Annotated in this window: 16 protein-coding genes; 2 read left to right on the plus strand and 14 right to left on the minus strand. The window is 74.2% G+C overall.

What is annotated here, in order from left to right:
* Positions 1-23: 23 nt before the first annotated feature.
* The 13 genes from ACFY4B_RS31385 to ACFY4B_RS31445 all read right to left on the minus strand — a co-directional run bounded on the left by ACFY4B_RS31385 (position 24) and on the right by ACFY4B_RS31445 (position 15,359).
* Positions 24-497 carry a nucleoside deaminase gene (locus ACFY4B_RS31385; RefSeq protein ID WP_049650233.1) on the minus strand — a complete coding sequence of 158 codons (474 nt, stop codon included), beginning with the start codon at positions 495-497 and terminating at the stop codon, positions 24-26.
* A 190-nt stretch (positions 498-687) separates the two neighbouring features.
* Positions 688-4,254, minus strand: coding sequence for a DNA polymerase III subunit alpha (dnaE, locus tag ACFY4B_RS31390; protein WP_387973682.1), 3,567 nt, complete (start codon positions 4,252-4,254; stop codon positions 688-690).
* 159 nt (positions 4,255-4,413) lie between these two features.
* Positions 4,414-5,613 (minus strand): MAB_1171c family putative transporter, encoded by a 1,200-nt coding sequence (locus ACFY4B_RS31395; RefSeq protein WP_387973685.1) that lies wholly within the window; start codon positions 5,611-5,613, stop codon positions 4,414-4,416.
* Positions 5,606-6,151 (minus strand): hypothetical protein, encoded by a 546-nt coding sequence (locus ACFY4B_RS31400; protein ID WP_181970381.1) that lies wholly within the window; start codon positions 6,149-6,151, stop codon positions 5,606-5,608. The genes ACFY4B_RS31395 and ACFY4B_RS31400 overlap by 8 nt, the downstream gene beginning before the upstream one ends.
* A 79-nt stretch (positions 6,152-6,230) precedes the next feature.
* Positions 6,231-6,653, minus strand: a complete 423-nt coding sequence (locus tag ACFY4B_RS31405; RefSeq protein WP_049659008.1) for a hypothetical protein — start codon at positions 6,651-6,653, stop codon at positions 6,231-6,233.
* A gap of 205 nt (positions 6,654-6,858) precedes the next feature.
* Positions 6,859-7,053, minus strand: a complete 195-nt coding sequence (locus ACFY4B_RS31410; protein ID WP_074003148.1) for a hypothetical protein — start codon at positions 7,051-7,053, stop codon at positions 6,859-6,861.
* Positions 7,054-7,075: 22 nt separating this feature from the next.
* Positions 7,076-7,267, minus strand: coding sequence for a hypothetical protein (locus ACFY4B_RS31415; RefSeq protein WP_380669824.1), 192 nt, complete (start codon positions 7,265-7,267; stop codon positions 7,076-7,078).
* A gap of 48 nt (positions 7,268-7,315) precedes the next feature.
* Positions 7,316-7,504, minus strand: coding sequence for a hypothetical protein (locus ACFY4B_RS31420; protein WP_074003145.1), 189 nt, complete (start codon positions 7,502-7,504; stop codon positions 7,316-7,318).
* A 43-nt stretch (positions 7,505-7,547) separates the two neighbouring features.
* Positions 7,548-7,739, minus strand: a complete 192-nt coding sequence (locus ACFY4B_RS31425; RefSeq protein WP_049659012.1) for a hypothetical protein — start codon at positions 7,737-7,739, stop codon at positions 7,548-7,550.
* 124 nt (positions 7,740-7,863) lie between these two features.
* Positions 7,864-10,092: a peptidase domain-containing ABC transporter gene (locus ACFY4B_RS31430; protein ID WP_387973689.1), complete on the minus strand. Its 2,229-nt coding sequence runs from the start codon at positions 10,090-10,092 to the stop codon at positions 7,864-7,866.
* Complete coding sequence (locus ACFY4B_RS31435; protein ID WP_387973692.1) at positions 10,089-13,451, minus strand: type 2 lanthipeptide synthetase LanM family protein; 3,363 nt, start codon at positions 13,449-13,451, stop codon at positions 10,089-10,091. Before ACFY4B_RS31435 ends, ACFY4B_RS31430 begins: the two co-directional genes overlap by 4 nt.
* 438 nt (positions 13,452-13,889) lie before the next feature.
* Complete coding sequence (locus ACFY4B_RS31440) at positions 13,890-14,498, minus strand: ester cyclase (RefSeq protein ID WP_387973695.1); 609 nt, start codon at positions 14,496-14,498, stop codon at positions 13,890-13,892.
* Between the two features lie 135 nt (positions 14,499-14,633).
* Complete coding sequence (locus tag ACFY4B_RS31445) at positions 14,634-15,359, minus strand: SDR family oxidoreductase (protein ID WP_380665847.1); 726 nt, start codon at positions 15,357-15,359, stop codon at positions 14,634-14,636.
* Between the two features lie 137 nt (positions 15,360-15,496).
* Here ACFY4B_RS31445 and ACFY4B_RS31450 point away from each other — a divergent pair, with 137 nt between their 5' ends.
* Complete coding sequence (locus tag ACFY4B_RS31450) at positions 15,497-16,417, plus strand: LysR substrate-binding domain-containing protein (RefSeq protein WP_387973796.1); 921 nt, start codon at positions 15,497-15,499, stop codon at positions 16,415-16,417.
* Positions 16,418-16,477: 60 nt separating this feature from the next.
* Here ACFY4B_RS31450 and ACFY4B_RS31455 read toward each other — a convergent pair whose 3' ends face one another.
* Positions 16,478-16,873, minus strand: coding sequence for an ArsR/SmtB family transcription factor (locus ACFY4B_RS31455; RefSeq protein WP_375877537.1), 396 nt, complete (start codon positions 16,871-16,873; stop codon positions 16,478-16,480).
* Between the two features lie 109 nt (positions 16,874-16,982).
* On the opposite strand from ACFY4B_RS31455, the gene ACFY4B_RS31460 reads away from it, so the two are divergent.
* A complete protein-coding gene (locus ACFY4B_RS31460; protein ID WP_387973699.1) occupies positions 16,983-18,965 on the plus strand; it encodes a heavy metal translocating P-type ATPase in 1,983 nt (660 codons plus the stop codon).
* Positions 18,966-19,069: the final 104 nt, after the last annotated feature.

Raw genomic sequence — 19,069 nt, forward strand, 5'->3', positions numbered from 1 at the left:
CAGGCCGCGTACGGCGTGGCCGGTCAGCCCCAGTACCCCGTGTGGACGGCGGAGGCCTCGTCGAACAGGTGCGGGCCGGAGGCCTCCACGGTGTTGCCGCCGGCCGCGAAGACCAGGCGGCAGGGCAGGTCGAGCACCGGTTCGTCCGGGTCCGCTCCCGCGATGGCGTTCAGTTCGGTGGCGGCGAGCGCGTAGACCACCCGCCGGATGCCGCTCCAGTAGATCGCGCCGGCGCACATCGCGCACGGCTCGGTGCTGGTGTACAGGACGGTCTCGGTGAGCTGGTGCGGGGCGAGGGCGCGGCAGGCGGCCCGGACCAGGTTGGTCTCCGCGTGGGCGGTGACGTCGTGGTCGGTCAGCACGGTGTTCTCGGCCGTGAGCAGGACGCCGCCGGACGCGTCGGTCAGCAGTGCGCCGAAGGGGTGGTTGCCGTGGGCGCGGGCGGAGGCCGCGAGTTCGATGGCCGCGAGCAAGTGGGTGCGGGTGTGGTCGGGCATCGGCGTACTCCTCGGGCGTGGAGCGGGCGGGGTGGAGCGGCTGGGGCGGGGCGGGCGGGAGGCCGACGAGTCGGCCCGGCCGTCCGCCCACCTCCATGGCACCACCGAACCCGGTCCCCGGCAGGGGCCGGACAGCCGACCGGCCCGGCCCGCTCCGAGGAACGGAACGGACCGGGCCGGCCGGCGCCGGTCAGGAGCGGACGACCGCCCCCGCCCAGGAGCGGTTGCCGAGGAGGGTCTTGACGTCCGAGGCGAGCCCGTTGTCCGGGTTCACCCGGAACCCGAGCTCGTAGAGGGTGTCCTTGTCCCAGTTGGTGGTGCGCAGCCGGACCGGGACGTCGCCGGGGTGGTTCTGGAGGGCGAGCTTGAGCTCGGCGACCACCTGGGGGTTGATCCGGGCGGCCGGGACGGTGATCTGGACGGGCGGCTTGGTGCCGAGTTCGGCGGAGGAGACGTCGAGGGTGGTGATCTCCTGGCCGAAGACGCTCAGTGACCCGTCGCGCTCGTTGAGCCGGCCGCGGATCGAGATCACGTTGTCCTCGATCATCTGCTCGGCCATGAGGTTGTAGGTCGCCGGGAAGAACAGCACCTCGACCGAGCCGTCGCGGTCGGCGAGGGTGATGATCGCCCACGCGTTGCCGGCCTTGTTGATCCGCCGGTCGACGCCGGTGATCAGCCCGGAGAGCCGGACCTCGCCCTCGGAGCGGCCGGAGTCGAGGAGCTGGGCGATCGAGCTGTCGCGGTTCTGGGAGAGGATGTGCTCGGCGCCGTCCAGCGGGTGGCTGGAGACGTAGAGGCCGAGCATCTCGCGTTCCAGGGCGAGGAGTTGGCGTCGCGGCCACTCGTTCTCGGTGAGCTGGAAGTCGAGTCCGATGCCGGGCCCGCCGCCGTCGCCGGCGTCGAGGGCGCCGAACAGGTCGTCCTGTCCGATGGCCTGCTGCTTCTTCAGCCCGGTGACGGCGTCGATCGCGTTCTCGTGCACGCTGCTGAGCGAGAGCCGGGTGTGGCCGAGCGAGTCGAAGGCGCCCGCCTTGACCAGGGAGTCGACGGTGCGCTTGTTGCACACCACCAGTTCGACCTTGTCCAGGAAGTCGGCGAAGGAGGTGTACTTGCCCTTCTCCTCGCGGGTGCCGACCAGGGACTCGATGACGGGCACGCCGACGTTGCGCACCGCCTTGAGGCCGAACCGGACGTCGCTGCCGACGGCGGTGAAGTCGACCACCGACTCGTTGACGTCGGGGGAGAGGATCTTGATGCCCATCTGCCGGCACTCGGCCAGGTAGATCGCCATCTTGTCCTTGTCGTCGGCGACGGAGGTGAGCAGGGCGGCCATGTACTCGGCGGGGTAGTTGGCCTTGAGGTAGGCGGTCTGGTAGGAGACCAGCCCGTACGCGGCGGAGTGCGATTTGTTGAACGCGTAGCCGGCGAACGGGACCAGGACGTCCCAGACCGCCTGGATGGCCTCGTCGGAGTAGCCGCGCTCCTTGCAGCCGGCGTGGAAGGGGACGAACTCCTTCTCCAGGACCTCCTTCTTCTTCTTGCCCATCGCGCGGCGGAGCAGGTCTGCCTGTCCGAGCGAGTAGCCGGCCAGCACCTGGGCGGCTCGCTGGACCTGCTCCTGGTAGACGATCAGGCCGTAGGTGGGGCCGAGGACGTCCTTGAGCGGTTCCTCCAGCTCGGGGTGGATCGGGATGATCTCCTGCTGGGCGTTCTTGCGCAGGGCGTAGTTGGTGTGCGAGTTCATGCCCATCGGGCCGGGCCGGTACAGCGCGGAGACGGCGGAGATGTCGGCGAACTCGGTGGGCTTCATCAGCTTGAGCAGGGCGCGCATGGGGCCGCCGTCGAGCTGGAACACGCCGAGGGTGTCGCCTCGGGCCAGCAGCTGGTACGTGGTGGGGTCGTCGATCGGGATCTTCTCGATGTCGACGTCGACGCCCCGGTTGGCCTTCACGATCTTGATGCAGTGGTCGATGATGCCCAGGTTCCGCAGACCCAGGAAGTCCATCTTGATCAGGCCCATGGCTTCGCACGACGGGTAGTCGAAGCCGGTGATGATCACGCCGTCCTTGTCCCGCATGTGCAGCGGGATCAGTTCGAGCAGCGGGGTGGAGGAGAGGATGACGGCGGCGGCGTGCACGCCGGTGCCGCGGATCAGGCCCTCGATGCCCCGCCCGGTGTCGATGATCTTCTTGACGTCGGGCTCGTTGTCGTAGAGCGCCCGGATCTCGGTGCCCTCGTTGTAGCGCGGGTGCTTGTCGTTGAACAGGTCGGCCAGCGGCACGCCCTTGCCCATGACGTCCGGCGGCATCGCCTTGGTGATCCGGTCGCCCATGGCGAAGGGGTAGCCCAGGATGCGGTTGGCGTCCTTGACGGCGGCCTTGGCCTTGATCGTGCCGAAGGTGTTGACCTGGGCGGTGTAGGCGGAGCCGTACTTGTCGGTGACGTAGCGCACCATCTGGTCGCGCTGGCGGTCGTCGAAGTCGATGTCGACGTCCGGGGGGTTGATGCGCTCGGGGTTGAGGAACCGCTCGAACAGCAGGTCGTGCTCCAGCGGGTCCAGCTGGGTGATGCCGGTCAGGTAGGCGACCATCGAGCCGGCCGCCGAACCACGGCCCGGGCCGACCGGGATGCCGTTGTCCCGGCCGTACTGGCAGATGTCGGCGACCACGAGGAAGTAGGCGTCGAACCCCATCGGGGTGATCACGCCCATCTCCAGCTCGACCCGGTCCAGCACCTCCTGGCTGGGGTTGTCGCCGTAGCGGTGCTGGAGGCCGGCGGCGATCTTCTGGCGCAGGAAGGAGGCCTGGGTCTCGCCCTCGGGGACGTCGAACTGCGGCATCCGGTCGACGTAGGTGAAGACCTCCTCGTACGACTCCACCCGCTCGGCGATCGCCAGGGTGTTGTCGCAGGCCTCCGGCAGCTCGCGGAAGAGCTCGCGCATCTCCTCGGCGGTCTTGACGTAGTAGCCGCTGCCGTTGAACTTGAAGCGGTTCGGGTCGTCCTTGTTCTTGCCCACGCCGACGCAGAGCAGGCTGTCGTGGGCGTCGGCCTGGTCGGCGGTGACGTAGTGCGAGTCGTTGGTGGCCAGCAGCGGGATGTTCAGCTGCTTGGCCAGGCGCAGCAGGTCCTCGCGGACGTCCTGCTCGATGGAGAGCCCGTGGTCCATCAGCTCCAGGAAGTAGTTCTCCTTGCCGAAGATGTCCTGGTAGGCGCCGGCCGCCTTGACGGCCTCCTCGTACTGGCCGAGGCGCAGCCGGGTCTGGACCTCGCCGGAGGGGCAGCCGGTGGTGGCGATGATGCCGGTCGCGTTGGCGGCGATCAGCTCGCGGTCCATGCGGGGCTTCATGTAGTAGCCCTCCATCGACGCGAGCGAGGAGAGCTTGAAGAGGTTCCGCAGGCCGGTGGCGTTCTGCGCCCACATGGTCATGTGGGTGTAGCGGCCGCCGCCGGAGACGTCCTTGCCGCCCTCGCCGTCGGAGCCGGTCGGGCGCTGGCCGCCGGGGGACCAGAACACCTGCTTCTTCAGGAAGCGCGAGGCCGGCGCGACGTACGCCTCGATGCCGATGATCGGCTTCACCCCGGTCTTGGCGGCCGCGTGGAAGAACTCGTACGCGCCGAACATGTTGCCGTGGTCGCTCATCGCGATGGCGGGCATGCCCTGTCTCTCCGCCTCGGCGAACAGCTTGCCGTTCTTGGCGGCGCCGTCCAGCATCGAGTACTCGGTGTGGACGTGCAGGTGCGCGAAGCTGTCGGACACGGCGCTGTGCTCCTGGGACGGGACGCGGACGGGGAAGCGGTCCACCCTATCGGGTCCGCGACGCCGACGCGCAGCCCCGCGGGCCCGCCGCCGCGATCTTGACGGGGCCCTGTCGGTTCCTTGACGGGATCATGGCCAGTGCGGCCGGCCCCGCTCCGGTCAGCCGGCCGTGCGGGCGACGGGCAGCGGCGGCGTGGTCCGCAGGGCCTGGGCGACCTGGGTCAGCCAGCGGGTCTCGGCCTCGATGCCGGCGCTGGGCGGCAGGGACGGCTCGGCCTGCGGCGGGTCGGCGGCCTCGGCGGGGTCGGCGGGCGTGTCCGCCCGCGCGCGGGCGCGGACCAGGGCGGCGGCGATCCGGGCGGCCTCGGCCCGCGCGGCGGCGTCGGTGGCCCGGGCACCGTCGCCCCGCGGCTGCTCCGGCCCCGCCGGGGGCGTCTCGCCGGTGCGGTAGCGGCGGAGGATCAGCAGCCCGTCCCGGATCTCGATGACCCGGCGGTAGAGCGCGAGCTCGGCGTCGGCGAAGGGCAGCGGGCCGGCGGCGAGGGCGATCTGCGGGAAGACCGCGTGCAGGGCCCGCCACAGCGGGCCGAGCGACCGGTAGCTGCGGTACGCGGCCCGCCAGCGCCGGGCGGCGCGACCGGCGCGCGCCCACAGCAGGGTGGTCGCACCGGCCAGCAGCAGCACCGCGCACAGCCGCCCGAGCGCCAGCGAGACGGGGTCCTCGGTGCTCTGCTGGCGGCCCGAGCGCAGCGCGCCCAGGACGTCGTCCACCCCCCACGCCGTCCAGAGCAGTCCGACGGCCGCGGTGAGCGTGATCAGGACGAGGGCCGTGCGCAGGGCCGCGGTGTCGGCCTGGCGCGTCCAGGACAGCGTCTGGCGCAGCAGGGTGACCAGGCAGCCGACCACGTAGCCGACGCTGACCAGGTCGTAGCCGGCCAGCGCTACCGGGCCGGCGCCGCCGGTGGCCACCAACTGGCCGTCGACCTCCGTGATCCGGGCGAGCAGGAACAGGACCGTCGCCACGAGGACCGCGAGGGCGACGCCGGCCTGGCGGCGGCGCAGGGCCCGGGCGTCGGCGGCGGGGCGGCGCAGCGAGACGGCGGCCAGGGCGAGGAACCCGGCGGAGCCCATCTTGAGGTGGTCGGTGAGCATCCAGGACAGGCCCGCCAGGCCCGTCCCGTGGTCGATGTCCGCCCCGGTCCGGCCGGCCATCAGCGCCAGGGAGGCGCCGAAGCACCAGGCGAAGCAGCAGGTGTAGCGCAGGGCCGGCGTGGTGCCGCGGTGCCGGCCGGCGAAGAACCGGTACGTGCTCAGCCCGAGCAGGAAGACCGCGGCGCAGGCGAGGACGGGGTCAGTCATGCGGGCCCGTCGGGCGGCGCCGGCCCAGCAGCGGGGAGAGCCGCTGCGCCCACTCGGCGTCGCGGGACTGGGCGTTGGCCGCCCGGCCGCCGGGCAGCAGGGCGCGTTTGAGGATCAGGGAGGCGAGCAACTCGGCCTCCCGCTCCTGGGGTTCGAGGTAGACGGTGCGGCCCAGGACCTTCCCGACCAGGGTCGGGGACAGGTGCGGCAGCAGGCCGCGGGTGAGCCCGGGGTCGGGCGAGGGGCCGTCGGCGTGGCCCAGCAGGAGGTGGGCGTACTCGTGCACCAGGATGTGCTGGCGGTGCACCTCGCTGGTGTCCTCGGCGTACACGATGTAGTCGGCCTGACCGGTCGTCACCAGCAGCCCGCAGGGCGCCCCGGGCCGTGCGGGCACGGCGATCAGGTCGATCGGACGGCCGCGGGCGCGGGCGAGGCGGGCGACGAGCTCGGCGGCGTCGAACGGGTCGGGCAGGTCCAGTGATTCGCTGATCGCGCGACATCGCCGCATCAGTCCGCCGTGGCGTCGGATCCATCGCAACGCGCGCCTCCCCAGTCCGCCGGGGCCGACGTGGCCGGTCAGCCGTTGCGGGTGTCCCCTCGGCGGCACCACGTCGTGCTCACGGGGAGGGCTTCCCCCTGGCAGCCTCCCGGCGAGCGATAGTCTCGATCACATCGGAGACGGTGTCCAGGGCTTCGGGCGAGAGTTCCACCGCCCGCAGCGCCATGTTCCGTACGCCGGCGTCCCGCAGCGCCTCCAGCAGGGCGAGTTCGGCGACGATCTCCTCGGAGCGGTCGTCGAAGAAGTAGGCGGGGGAGACGTGGAAGAACCCGGCCAGCGCCTCCAGATGGCGCTTGGTCGGGTTGTCGCGCTTGCCGGTGCGCAGCTGCCACAGGTAGGTGGCCGAGAAGGTCTCGCCGGTGGCCTCGCGACAGGCGCGCGCCACGTCCTCGTTGCTGTACTGCTCCCGGTTGGGGCGCCGGACCGTGCGAAACAGTGTCTCGATCTTCTCGGCGAGCGTGCTCGCCCCGGGTTCCGCCATCTCCGCCTCCTGCGCCGCCACTGCCGGTCCCGGCGGCACTGGAACGCGGGGCCGGCCACCGGGTAACCATCGTAGCTTCGGGCGTCGCCCCGGCGTCGGGCGGTGCCGTCCCCGGGGGACGAACGCGGGTCCGGCCCTCGGGGGAGGGCCGGACCCGACGCCCGGTGAGGGATGGTGCAGGGTGGTGCGAGGCGGTGCGCGCGGGTCAGCAGCAGCCGTAGCTGAAGCTGCCGCAGGTGCCGCACCAGCTCTGGTCGGTGCTGCTGCAGAAATCGTTGTTGGTGAAGGCCTCCTCACCGCCGCTGAGGGCGGTCAGGTCCGGCTCGCCCAGCGGGTGGCCGGGGGCGGTGCGGGCCGTCTCGGGGTCCTTCCAGGACCGGACGGTCTCCTCGTCGCTCATGGTCCGACTCCCTCCGGGCCGCTCAGCAGCAGCCGAAGGTGAAGCTGCCGCAGGTGCCGCACCCGGTCTGGTTGGTGGTGCAGATGTCGTAGACGGTGATCTGCTCCTCGCCGCCGCTGAGGGCGGTGAGGTCGGGCTCGCCGACCGGGTGGCCGGGGGCGGTGCGGGCCGTCTCGGGGTCCTTCCAGGACCGGACGATGTCCTCGTTGCTCATGGTTCGACTCCTTCGGGGTCGTTCGGCAGGGTCGTTCGGCAGGGGTGTTCAGCAGCAGCCGAAGGTGAAGCCGCCGCAGGTGCCGCAGGCGGTCTGGCCGGTGCACATCTCGAAGACGGTCACCGGCTCCTCGCCGCCGCTGAGGGCGGTGAGGTCGGGCTCGCCCAGCGGGTGGCCGGGCGTGGTGCGGGCCGTCTCGGGGTCCTTCCAGGACCGGACGGTCTCCTCGTCGCTCATGGTTCGGCTCCTTCCGCTCCGGGGCGGGGGGGGGTACGGGCCGTCAGCAGTGGGTGCCGGTGGCCCAGGTGGGGCAGCAGCCGCCGGTGCCGAGGGCCTCGCTGCCGCCCTCCTCGTCGGACAGGCCGCCGACGAACAGGCCGAGGTCGACCTCGCCGGACGGGTGGGCGGGGGCGACGGCGCGGGCCGCGTCCTCGGGGTCCTTCCAGGCACGGGCGGTGCTGTTGTCGCTCATGGCGTTCCTGCCTCTCGGTGGTGGTTCCTCGACCGGACGGCCGGGCGGCCGACCGGGGTTCGTGGGGACGGGCGTCGAGCGGCCCGTCGGAGGGGTGGTCCGTCGGAACGGTGGCCCGTCGGCTTCAGTGGCTCGCGGCGGGGCGCACGTCGGTGTCGGCCGCGCCGAACAGCAGGCGGTACGCGCCCTCCTGCTCGATCAGCTCGTCGTGGCGGCCGCGTTGGACGATCCGGCCGTGTTCGAGGACGAGGATCTGGTCGGCGTTGCGCACGGCGTTCAGCCGGTGGGAGACGACGATCCGGGTGACGGCCAGCTCCGCGAGCGCGCCGTCGACATGGCGTTCGGTCTGCGGGTCGAGGTGGCTGGTCGCCTCGTCGAGCAGCAGCAGCCGCGGCCGGTGCACCAGGGCCCGGGCCAGGGCGACCCGTTGGCGCTGGCCGGCCGAGAGCGCCGAGCCGCTCTCGCCGACGGGCGTGTCGTACCCCATCGGCAGGGCCAGCACGTCCTCGTGCAGCCCGGCGATCCGCGCGGCCCGGACCACCTCGGCGTCCTCGGCGTCGGGCCGTCCGAGGGTCAGGTTGTCCCGGATGCTGCCGCCGAACAGGCTCAGCTCCTGGAGGACGGCGCCGCAGTGGGCGCGCAGGTCGGCGAGGTCGAGCCGGTCGATCGGCACGCCGTCGTGGCGCACCGTCCCCTCGTCGGGCGGGAGCAGCCCGAGCAGCAGCAGGGCCAGGGTGCTCTTGCCGGACCCGGTGCGGCCGACGATGCCGAGCTTGCCGCCGGCGGGGACGGACAGGTCGATCCCGCTGAGGGCCGGCGGCCCGGACGCCTGGTAGCGGAAGGTCAGCGCGCGGACGTCCACGGAGGTCGCCTTCCGGGTGGTGAGCCGCAGCCGGCCGCCGGTCTCCGCCGGGGCGTCCAGGACGTCGAAGAGGCGTTCCACCTGGGCGTTGACGGTGAGGTAGAGCTGACCGGTGGTCGACAGGGTCTCCAGCGGCGCCAGGACGGACAGCACCAGGCTGTTCGCGGCCAGCATGGTGCCCAGGGTGGAGCGGCCGGTCATGACCATCCAGGCGCCGACGCCGAGCATGAGCAGCGGCCCGAGCGAGGTCATCGCCCGCTGCGCCCCGGAGAGCCCGGCGGTGGCGCGTCCGCGCCGCAGCATCGCGCCCTGGTAGCGGGTGAACAGCCCCTGCCAGTGCTCCACGGCGCGGCTCTCCACGCCGTTGGCCTTGAGCGGCAGGATCGCCTCCAGCGCCTCGACCAGGTAGCTCTGCTCCTCCGCCTTGGCGACCAGCTCCAGCTGGGCGAGGTTGCGCAGCCGGCGGTGGGCGTGGACCACCAGGAGCAGCTGGAGCAGGAACAGCGGGGCGACGGCCAGCAGGTAGAGGGGCTGCAGCAGCACGACGGCGACCAGGTAGCCGACCAGCAGGACGCCGTCCAGGGCCACGGTCATCAGCTGCTGGGTCAGGGTCTCCCGGGTGCTGGAGACGCTGGAGGTGCGCATCAGCAGGTCGCCGCGGCCCCGTTCGAGGAAGAACCGCAGCGGCAGCCGGAAGAGGTGTTCGACGAAGGAGCGGGTGAGCACCAGGTCGCCGCGCCGGCGCAGGGCGAGCAGCGCCAGTGCGCGCAGGGCGGTCAGCAGTCCGGTCAGCAGGGCGATGCCGACGGCGGACAGGGCCAGCAGGACGGGCAGGTCGGTGCGGTGCTGCGGGAGGAGCGAGTCCACCACGGTGCGGGTGAGCAACGGGACGGCCAGGCCCAGCAGTTGCAGCAGTCCGGTGACCAGGGCGGTCAGGGCGAGCAGGGAGCGGCCGCCCGGGGCGGCCAGGAAGCGCCGCAGGTAGCGGACCATCGGGCGGTCGCGCAGCGGGGTGTGCCGCTCCTCGAAGGACTCGCCCGGCTCCAGGGCGACCGTCACGCCGCCGTACAGGCCGTCGAAGTCCTGCCGGGAGATCTGGCGGCGCCCGCCGGCCGGGTCGACCAGGCGGACCGACCGGCGGTCGACCCGCTCCAGGACGACGAAGTGGTGGGTCCGCAGGTAGGCGATGACCGGGCCGCGCAGCGGCTGCTCCAGTGCGGCGGGGCCGCGGTCGACGCGGACCGTCAGCCCGGCCTGCCGCGCCGCGTCGACGAGCACGGCCGCCGAGGCGCCGTCGCGTCCCGCGCCGAGCAGCGGGCGGCAGTCGGCCACCGTGGAGTCCCGTCCGTAGTGGCTGAGTACCATGGCCAGGCAGGCGGCGGCGCACTCGGTCCGGGTGAACTGCAGCCGCTGGGGCACCCGGTGGGCGCGCCGCCGGGAGCGCTCCCGGGCGGGGGCGGCCGGCCGGGCGGGGTCGGTCGCGGCGCTCACGGGGCCTCCTGCGGGGCGAGCAGCAGCACGGGGGCGACGCGCTCGGGCGCGGCGATCCGCAGCAGTCCGTGGCCGATGCCGGCCAGGCCGGTCATCAGGCCGGGCGTGACGATGCCGCCCGGGGTGCCGCAGACCGGTCCGCGCTCCTCGATCGCGGCCAGCAGGGCGTCGCGGGTCCGGGAGTGGTCGTCGCGGGCCCGGGCGACCCCGGCGCGGGCCGCCGCGGCGAACAGCTCCAGGTTGCCCAGGGTGCCGTGGCAGAGGCTGTCGTCGCCGATCTGGCCGGCGTCGGCGGTGGACCGCACGGCGCGCAGCAGCGCCCGGTCGCTCGACGGGGTGCGGGTCCCGGCGGGCAGGTCGGCCCGGAGCAGTCCGATGCCGGGGGCGCCGTGGCACCAGGCGTGCACGGCCGCGAAGGTGCCCGGGGGAGGCGTGGCCCGCCAGGGCCGGGGGGCCTGCTCCCGGTAGTCCGGCCAGTTGTCGACCTCGGGGTCGTAGCCGGCCTCCTCGTAGGCGAGCGCGGCCCGGCCGGTGCGCAGCGCGGCCGCGTCCCCGGTGCGGGCGGCGTGCCGCAGCAGTGCCCAGCCGATCCCGCCGGCGCCGTGGGACATGCCGAGCAGCGGCCGTGCGGCGGGCATCGCGGTGCGCCAGGCGACGGTGCCGCCGGGGTGCGCCTCGGCCTTCTCCACCAGCAGCCGCGCGCAGCGCCGGGCGCAGTCGTGCGCGGCGGCGCCGTACCGGTGCGCCAGGGCCTCGGCCACGGCGAGGCAGCCGGCCGCCCCGCCGATCAGGTCGAGCTGCCGGTCGTCGTCCAGGGCGCCGGCCGCCGCGGTGAACAGGCCCGCTACGGGCTCCGCCAGGGCGGGGTCGCCGAGCAGCACGGCGGCGCAGTCGAGCGCGTACGCGGTGCCCGCGAGGCCGCCGAACGCCCCCCAGGAGCGGTTCGGGGTGTGGCGCAGCACGTGGGCCAGGTGCTCCGGGAACGGTGCCAGGATCCGCCGCGCCCACCGCGCGTAGCGCTCCTCCCCGGTGACGGCGGCGAGCTGGGCGAAGAACAGCGCCGTCCCGGGGTAGCCGCCGTACAGGTCGTCCCGCAGGGCGGTGACCCGCCACTGGTCCCGGCTCAGGTCGAGGCCGAGCCAGCCGGCCCGCCCGCCGTCGCGGCGCGCGTCGGCCAGCAGCCGGTCGGCGACGGACCGGGCGAGGCGCAGGGCGCGTTCGCCGGGGGAGCGGTCCGGGCCGGTGGCGGGCCCGGCCGGGCGCGGGCCGCTGCCCGCGGGTGCGGCACCGTCGGCTCCCCCGGTGGTGGCGCGGGCGGCGAAGGCGGCCCGGATGATCCAGTCCTGGGTGGCCAGGTCGTGCTCGTCCATGGCGGCGACGATCCGCCGGGCCCGGTCGAGCCCCGACTCGGGCAGTGCCCGCGGCAGCGACCGGCCGCGGTGGGTGCGCAGGTCGCGGGAGCCGACGACGGAGCGGAACAGCGGGACGTCGCCGCTCCAGAGGTCCTCGGCTTCGAGCCGCAGCAGCGGCCGCTGCGCGGGGTTCCCGGCGGACTGGGCGAAGATCAGCCCGAGCACCCGGTCGCGGTCGAGCGCGTCACGGGTGACGTCCGGGTGGGTGCTCTCGCCCAGCAGGTGGGCGTAGACCCGGGTGGCGCGGACGATGGTGCGGCAGGTGTCCTCCCGGAAGCGCTCCAGCGGGCCGTCCGGTGCGAGCAGCGCCTCGCGGTGGGCGGCGATGGCGCGGTAGCCGGCCTCGAACCCCGCCCGCAGGGACGCCAGGTGGTCGGCCGGGTCGACGTCCCGGCCGTCCAGTCGCGGCCGGTTCGCGCTGCCCTCGAAGGCGCGCTGCACCCGGGTCAGGCGCATCTCGTCGGTGCCGTCGCCCTCCCAGGTGGGCGACTTGAAGGGCATCACGGCGCCCTTGTCGGCGCCCATCCCGCCGACGTCCAGCACCGCGCCGCCGTCGCCGACCAGTACCGAGGGCAGCAGGCCCACCCGCTGCACCGAGTGGGCGAGCAGGTGCTGCGCCGGGTCGTCGTCGATCAGCGGGCTGCCGGTCAGGTGGGGCACGCCGACGTGGAACAGGGACTCCAGGTCGACCGCGACCGGGTGCTCCCCGACGGCGATCACGTTCTCGAAGTGGAAGTCGGTGGCAGCGGTCGCGTAGAGCAGGGCCAGCAGCGCCCCGAGGCGGTGGTAGAACCGCTCGGCGGCCGCGTGGTCGGCGCACGGCGCCGGTTCCACGTACTCGATCCAGCCGTACCCGCCCCGGTCCCACACCGCCACGGTGCCCGGGCCGGGGCCCGGCAGGACGGTGTCGTACCAGTCGACCAGGGCGTTGAAGTGTTCGTGGACGGCCAGTGGCCGGGGTTTGTACACCAGCCGGGCGCCGGAGGAGAAGGTCAGCAGGGCGACCGAGCGGCCCGCCTCGTGGCCGTCGCCGCGGCCCGTGCGCACCTCGGTCAGTTCGCCGGGGTCGCGTCCGGCGAAGAGCCGCTCGACCAGTGCGGGCCGGTCGGCGGTGAAGCGGTCGAGGAACTCCCGGTGCGCGTGGACGGCGTTCCGGGTGGCGCACGCCAGCAGCCGGGCCAGGACGGCGTACTCGTCCAGCAGCGCGGCCAGCCGCTCCGGCTCCCGCTGCCAGGCGATGAAGGCGTGGAAGCGCTCCTGCGGGGTGTCACCGCTCAACTGGCCGGACAGCCGGGCCACATGGAGTTCGAGGACGAGGGTGCGGCCGAGGACGGACACCAGCTGGTCCCGCAGGCCGGCGGTGAGCGAGCGCCGGACGGCCGCGAGGACGGCGGCAGAGGGCTCGGTGGCGTCCGCGGTGCGAGCGGGTGCCTCCAGCAGGCGGAGGGCCTCGGCGAGGAAGGGTTCGACGACGGCCGCGAAGTCGGCGAAGCCGTGCCGGTGCGTTCCGTCGTGCTCCTCGTCGTGTTCCGTGGTGTCCTCCCCGTCGGGCGCCGGGGGAAGCCGTGGTGCGCGGGCGACGACGTCCTCGACGAACCGGGCCCAGGCCGGTTTGGCGGTGCGCGCGGCGAGGCTGTCGGGGTGTTCGGCGAGCAGCCGGCGCAGCAGGGGCGGGTCGATGCCGAGCGCGCGGGCCTGGGCTTCGGCGGTGTCCGGCGCGTGGTCGGTGAACGCCGAGCGCCAGCGGGCCAGTCGGCGGTCGGCGCGCCAGCCGAGGCTGCCCTCCGCCGGGTTGTCGGCGACCGGGGCGGGCGGGTCGCCCTCGCCGCTCAGGCGTTCGGCCAGCCACAGGCCGCGGGCCCACCAACTCCCGGTCAGGGGTGCGCGGTCGACGCGTGACCAGGGCGGGGCGGCGGCCGCGGCATCGGGCGGGGTGTTCGAGGGCATGCTGGACTCCTGGGGCGCGGAGGACGGGCGATCCGGAGGCGGGCAGGCGGACGCTGCCGGGAACGGGCAGGCATTGGCAGCTGGTATGAATGGCCGTCTTTCAAGGATTCATGTCAGCTGGTGCCGCGATGCGAGTCTGCTCGGCTTGCGGCGGCCCGTCAAGTGGTGTGAACGGCAATGCCCGAGTCATTCATCTCAGCTGTCACCCGGAGCCGTCCGGTCGCACCGTGACGGCCGAACCACGCCACCTGCTCCGGACGTTGAGCAGCGTCCGTGACCTTGCGACGGACCGGACGGACGGGGCGGCAGGGCCGCGAGCGATGGTGGACCTCAGCCCCGGGGTGTCCTTCACGAACAGCGTCCGCGGCCCGCCGGCGCCCGGCGGCTCCTCGCCGAGGAGCCGCCGGGCGCCGGCGGGCCGTCAGGGACCGGGCGGCGTCAGGCACGAACGCCCAGTTGGGCCAGCAGGGCGGTGTTGTCCTCGATGTGCCAGTCCTCGGTGATCCGGTCGGTGCCGACGTGCTGGATGTCGATGGCGTTGAAGTCGACGCTCTGGCCCTGGCCCCGCACGCCGTCGAAGGTGCCGGTGAAGTGGCCGCGGAAGACCAGGCGGGCGGTGATCCTGTCGCCGGTGACCAGGAGGTCGGAGAGTTCGCAGGTCAGGTCCGGCACCGCGGCGCGGAAGCTCTCCGAGGCGAGGAGCGGCCCGGCGGGGCCCTGCGGACGGCCGGGCGGCAGGGTGTTGTCCCGGAAGTGCGGGCTGATCGCCGCGTCCAGGTAGCGCTGCTGCCCGGTGTTCCAGAACGTGTACAACTGCTGTGCCAGGTGGACCTCCTGGGCGGCGCGCCAGGCGCCGATCGAGTGGTCCACGGTGAGGGCCTTCGGCTGGACGAGGTCAGGCGAACGGTCGATCAGGCGCTGTGGCCAGTCGTGTGCGGAGTCGTGGCGGCCGGTGTCGCGGGCGGGGGCGGCCGCCACGGTGCCGGCCGCCAAGCCGATCACCGTCGCGAGGACGGCGGTGGTGCGGATCAGGGTGCGCGAGTTCATGGGACCGGTTCCTCGGATCGGGGGGGGGGGGCGGGCCCCCCGGGGGGGGCGGGGGCGGGGGGGGGGGCCCCCCGCGGGGGGGGCCCCCCCCCCGGGGGGCGGGGTGACACCGCGTCGGCCGCGGCGGGCCGGAGGTCAGGCGAGCCGGCCGCCACCGTCGACGTGGAGCACCGTGCCGGTGACGTACGGGTTGTCGATGGCGTAGCGGACGGCCTTGACCAGGTCCTCCGGGGTGCCGACGCGTCGGGCCGGGTTGCGCTCGGCGACCCCGCGCAGGAACGCCTCCTTGTCGGCGCCCAGGCCGTCCCAGGAGCCGGTGTCGACGATGCCGGGGGAGACCGCGTTGACCCGGACCGGCGCGATCTCCACCGCCAGCGCCTGCACCAGGAAGGCCAGTGCGCCGTTGGTGGTGGCCATCACGGTGCGCGCGGGCGCCGGACGCCACGCGGCCACGCCGGAGAAGAAGGTGAACGAGCCGCTCGCGGAGACCTGCCCGGCCAGGTGCTTGGCCAGCAGCAGCGGGCCGATCACCTTCGCCGCGAACGCCCGCTGGACGTCGGCCGCTTCGAGCTCCCGCAGCGGGCCGTTGGCCGGCATCGCGGCGGTCGAGACGAGGTGGTCGAAGCGGCCGGCCCGGGCGGCGAAGTCGGCGATGGACCGCTCGTCGGCGATGTCCAGGGCGATCACCTCGGACGGCCCGGACAGTTCCCCGGCCGTCCACTCCAGCTTGCGCGGGTCCGGGCCGGCCAGTACGAGGGTGGCGCCGTCCGCCGAGGCGGCCTTGGCGAGGGCCTGGCCGGTGCGTGAACCCGCACCGACCACGACGAGTCGCTGACCCTGGAGGGAGGTGGTGTCGGACATGGCGGAACTCCTTCGAATCATCGGGGGATCGGCCGCCCGCTGCTTCCCATCGGCGGCCGCACCACGACCCTCTCCCGACCAGCGGTGATGAGTCCAAGGCTTGTTCTCTACCGCAGCGATAAAATCTGTTCATGGCAATGCCGACGCTCAGACAGCTCGAATATCTGGCCACCGTGGTCGACACCGGATCCTTCACCCGGGCGGCCGAACAGCTGCACGTCACCCAGCCCGCCCTCTCCCACCAGATCCGCGCCCTGGAGGTCGCCCTCGGCGGCCCGCTGCTGGAGCGCCTGCCGCGCGCCGTGCGGCTCACCCCGACGGGCCGGGCGGTCCTGCCGCACGCCCGCGCCGCGCTGGCCGAGGCCGAACGCCTGCACGCGGCGGCCCGCCGGACGGCCGGCCTGGAGGAGGGCGAGCTGGAGGTCGCCGTCGTCTACTCGGTGAGCCTCGGCGTCCTGCCGCCCGTGCTGCGGGACTGGCGCCGCCTGCACCCCGGCGTGCGGATCCGGCTGCGCGAGTACGCCCACGCCGACCGGCTCCGGGAGGCCATGGCCGAGGGGCGCGCCGATCTCGCCATCGGCCCGGCGCCCACCGGCTGGGAGGGGCCGATCAGGGAACTCGGCGTCGAGGAGTTCACCGTGGTGCTGCCCGCCGAGGACCCGCTGGCCGACCGTCCCGCCGGTACGGTCGGCCTGGCCGAACTCGCCGACCGCGACTGGGTCCACTACGCCCCGGACAACGGGCTCGCCGACCTGCTCGACCAGGTCTGCGCCCGGGCGGGTTTCCATCCCAGGGCGGCGATCCGCGCCGAACAGACCTCTGCCGCACCGCTGTTGGCCGCGGCGGGGCTCGGGCCCGCCCTGGTGCCGGCCGACATCGTGCCAGCCCACTTCGAGGGCGCGCTGCTGCGCCCGGACCCCCCGGTCCTGCGCACCCTCACGGCGTACACCCGTACCCGTCCCGACCCGCTCACCGTGGCCTTCGCGGACCTGCTGGCCCGGCGGGTGCGGATCGGTCCCGAGGTGTCCCGGAGGCCGGTTCCCGACGCGTCCGGCTGAGAACGGTTGGGGGCGGCCGAGGACGGCTGCGAGCGGACGACGCGGGCGGGCCCGTGGTGCTCAGCGGGTGGCGGTGCCGACCGGCTCGTCCGGGTCCTGGGGGTCGTCGGCGTCGCTGAGTCCCAGGCGCAGGTGCTCGATGTGGTAGACGGCCTGGTCGAGCAGTGCGGCGACGTGGTTGTCGTAGAGCGCGTAGACGACCTGGCGGCCGTTGCGCCGGCCGATGACCAGGCCGAGGTTGCGCAGCAGGCGCAGCTGGTGGGAGCAGGCGGACTGCTCCAGGCCGACCTCGGCGGCGAGCTCGGTGGCGGCGCAGGGGCCCTCGCGCAGCCGGGAGAGGATCAGCAGCCGGGAGGGTGTGGCCAGGGCTTGCAGGGTGGTGGCCACCCGGGCAGCGCTGGTGGCGTCCAGGCGCGTGTGCGGGACGGCGGTGGCGGGGGTGGCTCCATGACCCATGCGGGCAATACTACAACTGATAGATGAAGGGGCCTTCATATGTTCATGTATCGTGAGTGAGTCACCGGCCCCGCCCTGCCCAGGCCTGCCCCGAAGGGTCCCGTCCGCCATGTCCTCCACCACCCTGACCGAGCGCCCCGCGTCCCCGGGCGCGCCGCGTCCGGACACCGCGCCCCGGCGGCGCACCCGGGTGCTGTCGCTGCCCGAGGCCCGCTGGGCCGCCGCCGCGACGGTGCTCTTCCTGGTCGCGCTGCCGCTCCAGCTGACCGGTGCCCCCGCCTGGACCTGGGGCCCGCTGTACGCCCTCGCCTACGCCACCGGCGGCTGGGAACCCGGCTGGGCCGGGCTCCAGGCGCTGCGGGAGAAGACCCTCGACGTCGACCTGCTGATGATCGTGGCCGCGCTCGGCGCCGCCGCCGTCGGGCAGGTCATGGACGGCGCGCTGCTGATCGTCATCTTCGCCACCTCCGGCGCCCTGGAGGCGCTGGCCACCGCCCGTACCGCCGACTCGGTGCGCGGACTGCTCGACCTCGCCCCGGCCACCGCGACCCGGCTGCTGCCCGACGGCGGCGAGGAGACCGTGCCCACCGAGCGGCTGGCCGTCGGGGACACCGTGCTGGTCCGGCCCGGCGAGCGGATCGGTGCCGACGGGCGGGTGCTCGACGGCGCGAGCGAGGTCGACCAGGCCACCATCACCGGCGAGCCGCTGCCGGTCGCCAAGCAGCCCGGTGACGAGGTGTTCGCCGGCACCCTCAACGGCACCGGGGCGCTGCGGCTGCGGGTCGAGCGGGACGCCTCCGACACGGTGATCGCCCGGATCGTGCAGCTGGTCGAGGAGGCCTCCGAGACCAAGGCGCCCACCCAGCTGTTCATCGAGAAGGTCGAACAGCGCTACTCGCTCGGCATGGTGGCCGCCACCCTGGCCGTCTTCGCCGTCCCGCTGGCCTTCGGCGCGGCCTTCACCGGCTCGCTGCTGCGGGCGATGACCTTCATGATCGTCGCCTCCCCGTGCGCGGTGGTGCTGGCCACCATGCCGCCGCTGCTCTCCGCCATCGCCAACGCCGGACGGCACGGCGTCCTGGTCAAGTCCGCCGTCGTGATGGAGCGTCTGGGCCAGGTCGACGCCGTCGCCCTCGACAAGACCGGCACCCTCACCGAGGGCACCCCGCGCGTCACCGACCTCCGGCCGCTCACCGGCTCCGGCCTCGCCGAGGCGGAGCTGCTGGCGCTGGCGGCCGCGGCCGAGCACCCCAGCGAGCACCCGCTCGCCCGCGCCGTCGTCGACGCCGCCCGCGACCGCGGCCTGACCCCGGCCGCCGCCGAGGACTTCGGCTCCACCCCCGGCGTCGGCGTCACCGCCACCGTCGACGGCCGGGTGGTCGCGGTCGGCGCGCCCGCGCGGCTGATCAACGGCCGTACCGACGCCGCGTGCGCCGAAGCCGCCGCGCTGGCGGCCGAGTTGGAGGAGGCCGGCCGCACCGCCGTGCTGGTCGAGGCGGACGGCGTCCCGGTCGGCGTGCTCGGCATCGCCGACCGGCTGCGCCCGGACGCCGCCGATACCGTCGCCGCGCTGACGGCCCTCACGGGTACCGCGCCGATGCTGCTCACCGGCGACAACCCCCGCGCGGCCGCCCACCTGGGCGCCGAGGTCGGCATCACCGACGTCCGGGCCGGGCTGCTGCCGCAGGACAAGGTCGCCGCCGTCCGCGAGCGGGAGGCGGCCGGACGCAAGGTGCTGGTGATCGGCGACGGCGTCAACGACGCGCCCGCGCTGGCCGCCGCCCACACCGGCATCGCGATGGGCCGGGCCGGCTCCGACCTGGCGCTGGAGACCGCCGACGCGGTGATCGTCCGTGACGAACTGGCCACCGTCCCGGCCGTGGTGGCGCTCTCCCGGCGGGCCCGGTCCTTCGTGGTGCAGAACCTGGTGATCGCCTCGGTGTTCATCACCGCCCTGGTGGTTTGGGACCTGGTCGCCACCCTCCCGCTGCCGCTGGGCGTGCTCGGCCACGAGGGCTCGACCGTCATCGTCGGCCTCAACGGGCTGCGGCTGCTGCGCGAGGCCGCCTGGACGAGGGCGCGCGCCCTCTGACGGGTCCGGAACAAGGTCGGACCGAGGCCGGCGCGTCCCTCGGCGGGGCGCGCCGGCCGAGGCCGTGCGACGCCCGGGTGCGGATGCGGGGCGGCCCCCACCGG

It is taken from the genome of Kitasatospora sp. NPDC001261 (assembly GCF_042896795.1).
In the GTDB taxonomy this organism is placed as follows: domain Bacteria; phylum Actinomycetota; class Actinomycetes; order Streptomycetales; family Streptomycetaceae; genus Kitasatospora.

What these genes read in the sequence shown, in the direction of transcription:
- ACFY4B_RS31460 (WP_387973699.1), top strand. Translation starts at nt 16,983, where the DNA reads ATGTCCTCCACCACCCTGACCGAGCGCCCCGCGTCCCCGGGCGCGCCG.
- ACFY4B_RS31405 (WP_049659008.1), bottom strand. Translation starts at nt 6,653, where the DNA reads ATGGCGGAACCCGGGGCGAGCACGCTCGCCGAGAAGATCGAGACACTG.
- ACFY4B_RS31450 (WP_387973796.1), top strand. Translation starts at nt 15,497, where the DNA reads ATGCCGACGCTCAGACAGCTCGAATATCTGGCCACCGTGGTCGACACC.
- ACFY4B_RS31410 (WP_074003148.1), bottom strand. Translation starts at nt 7,053, where the DNA reads ATGAGCGACGAGGAGACCGTCCGGTCCTGGAAGGACCCCGAGACGGCC.
- ACFY4B_RS31420 (WP_074003145.1), bottom strand. Translation starts at nt 7,504, where the DNA reads ATGAGCGACGAGGAGACCGTCCGGTCCTGGAAGGACCCCGAGACGGCC.
- ACFY4B_RS31415 (WP_380669824.1), bottom strand. Translation starts at nt 7,267, where the DNA reads ATGAGCAACGAGGACATCGTCCGGTCCTGGAAGGACCCCGAGACGGCC.
- ACFY4B_RS31445 (WP_380665847.1), bottom strand. Translation starts at nt 15,359, where the DNA reads ATGTCCGACACCACCTCCCTCCAGGGTCAGCGACTCGTCGTGGTCGGT.
- ACFY4B_RS31385 (WP_049650233.1), bottom strand. Translation starts at nt 497, where the DNA reads ATGCCCGACCACACCCGCACCCACTTGCTCGCGGCCATCGAACTCGCG.
- ACFY4B_RS31435 (WP_387973692.1), bottom strand. Translation starts at nt 13,451, where the DNA reads ATGCCCTCGAACACCCCGCCCGATGCCGCGGCCGCCGCCCCGCCCTGG.
- ACFY4B_RS31440 (WP_387973695.1), bottom strand. Translation starts at nt 14,498, where the DNA reads ATGAACTCGCGCACCCTGATCCGCACCACCGCCGTCCTCGCGACGGTG.
- ACFY4B_RS31395 (WP_387973685.1), bottom strand. Translation starts at nt 5,613, where the DNA reads ATGACTGACCCCGTCCTCGCCTGCGCCGCGGTCTTCCTGCTCGGGCTG.
- ACFY4B_RS31455 (WP_375877537.1), bottom strand. Translation starts at nt 16,873, where the DNA reads ATGGGTCATGGAGCCACCCCCGCCACCGCCGTCCCGCACACGCGCCTG.
- ACFY4B_RS31425 (WP_049659012.1), bottom strand. Translation starts at nt 7,739, where the DNA reads ATGAGCGACAACAGCACCGCCCGTGCCTGGAAGGACCCCGAGGACGCG.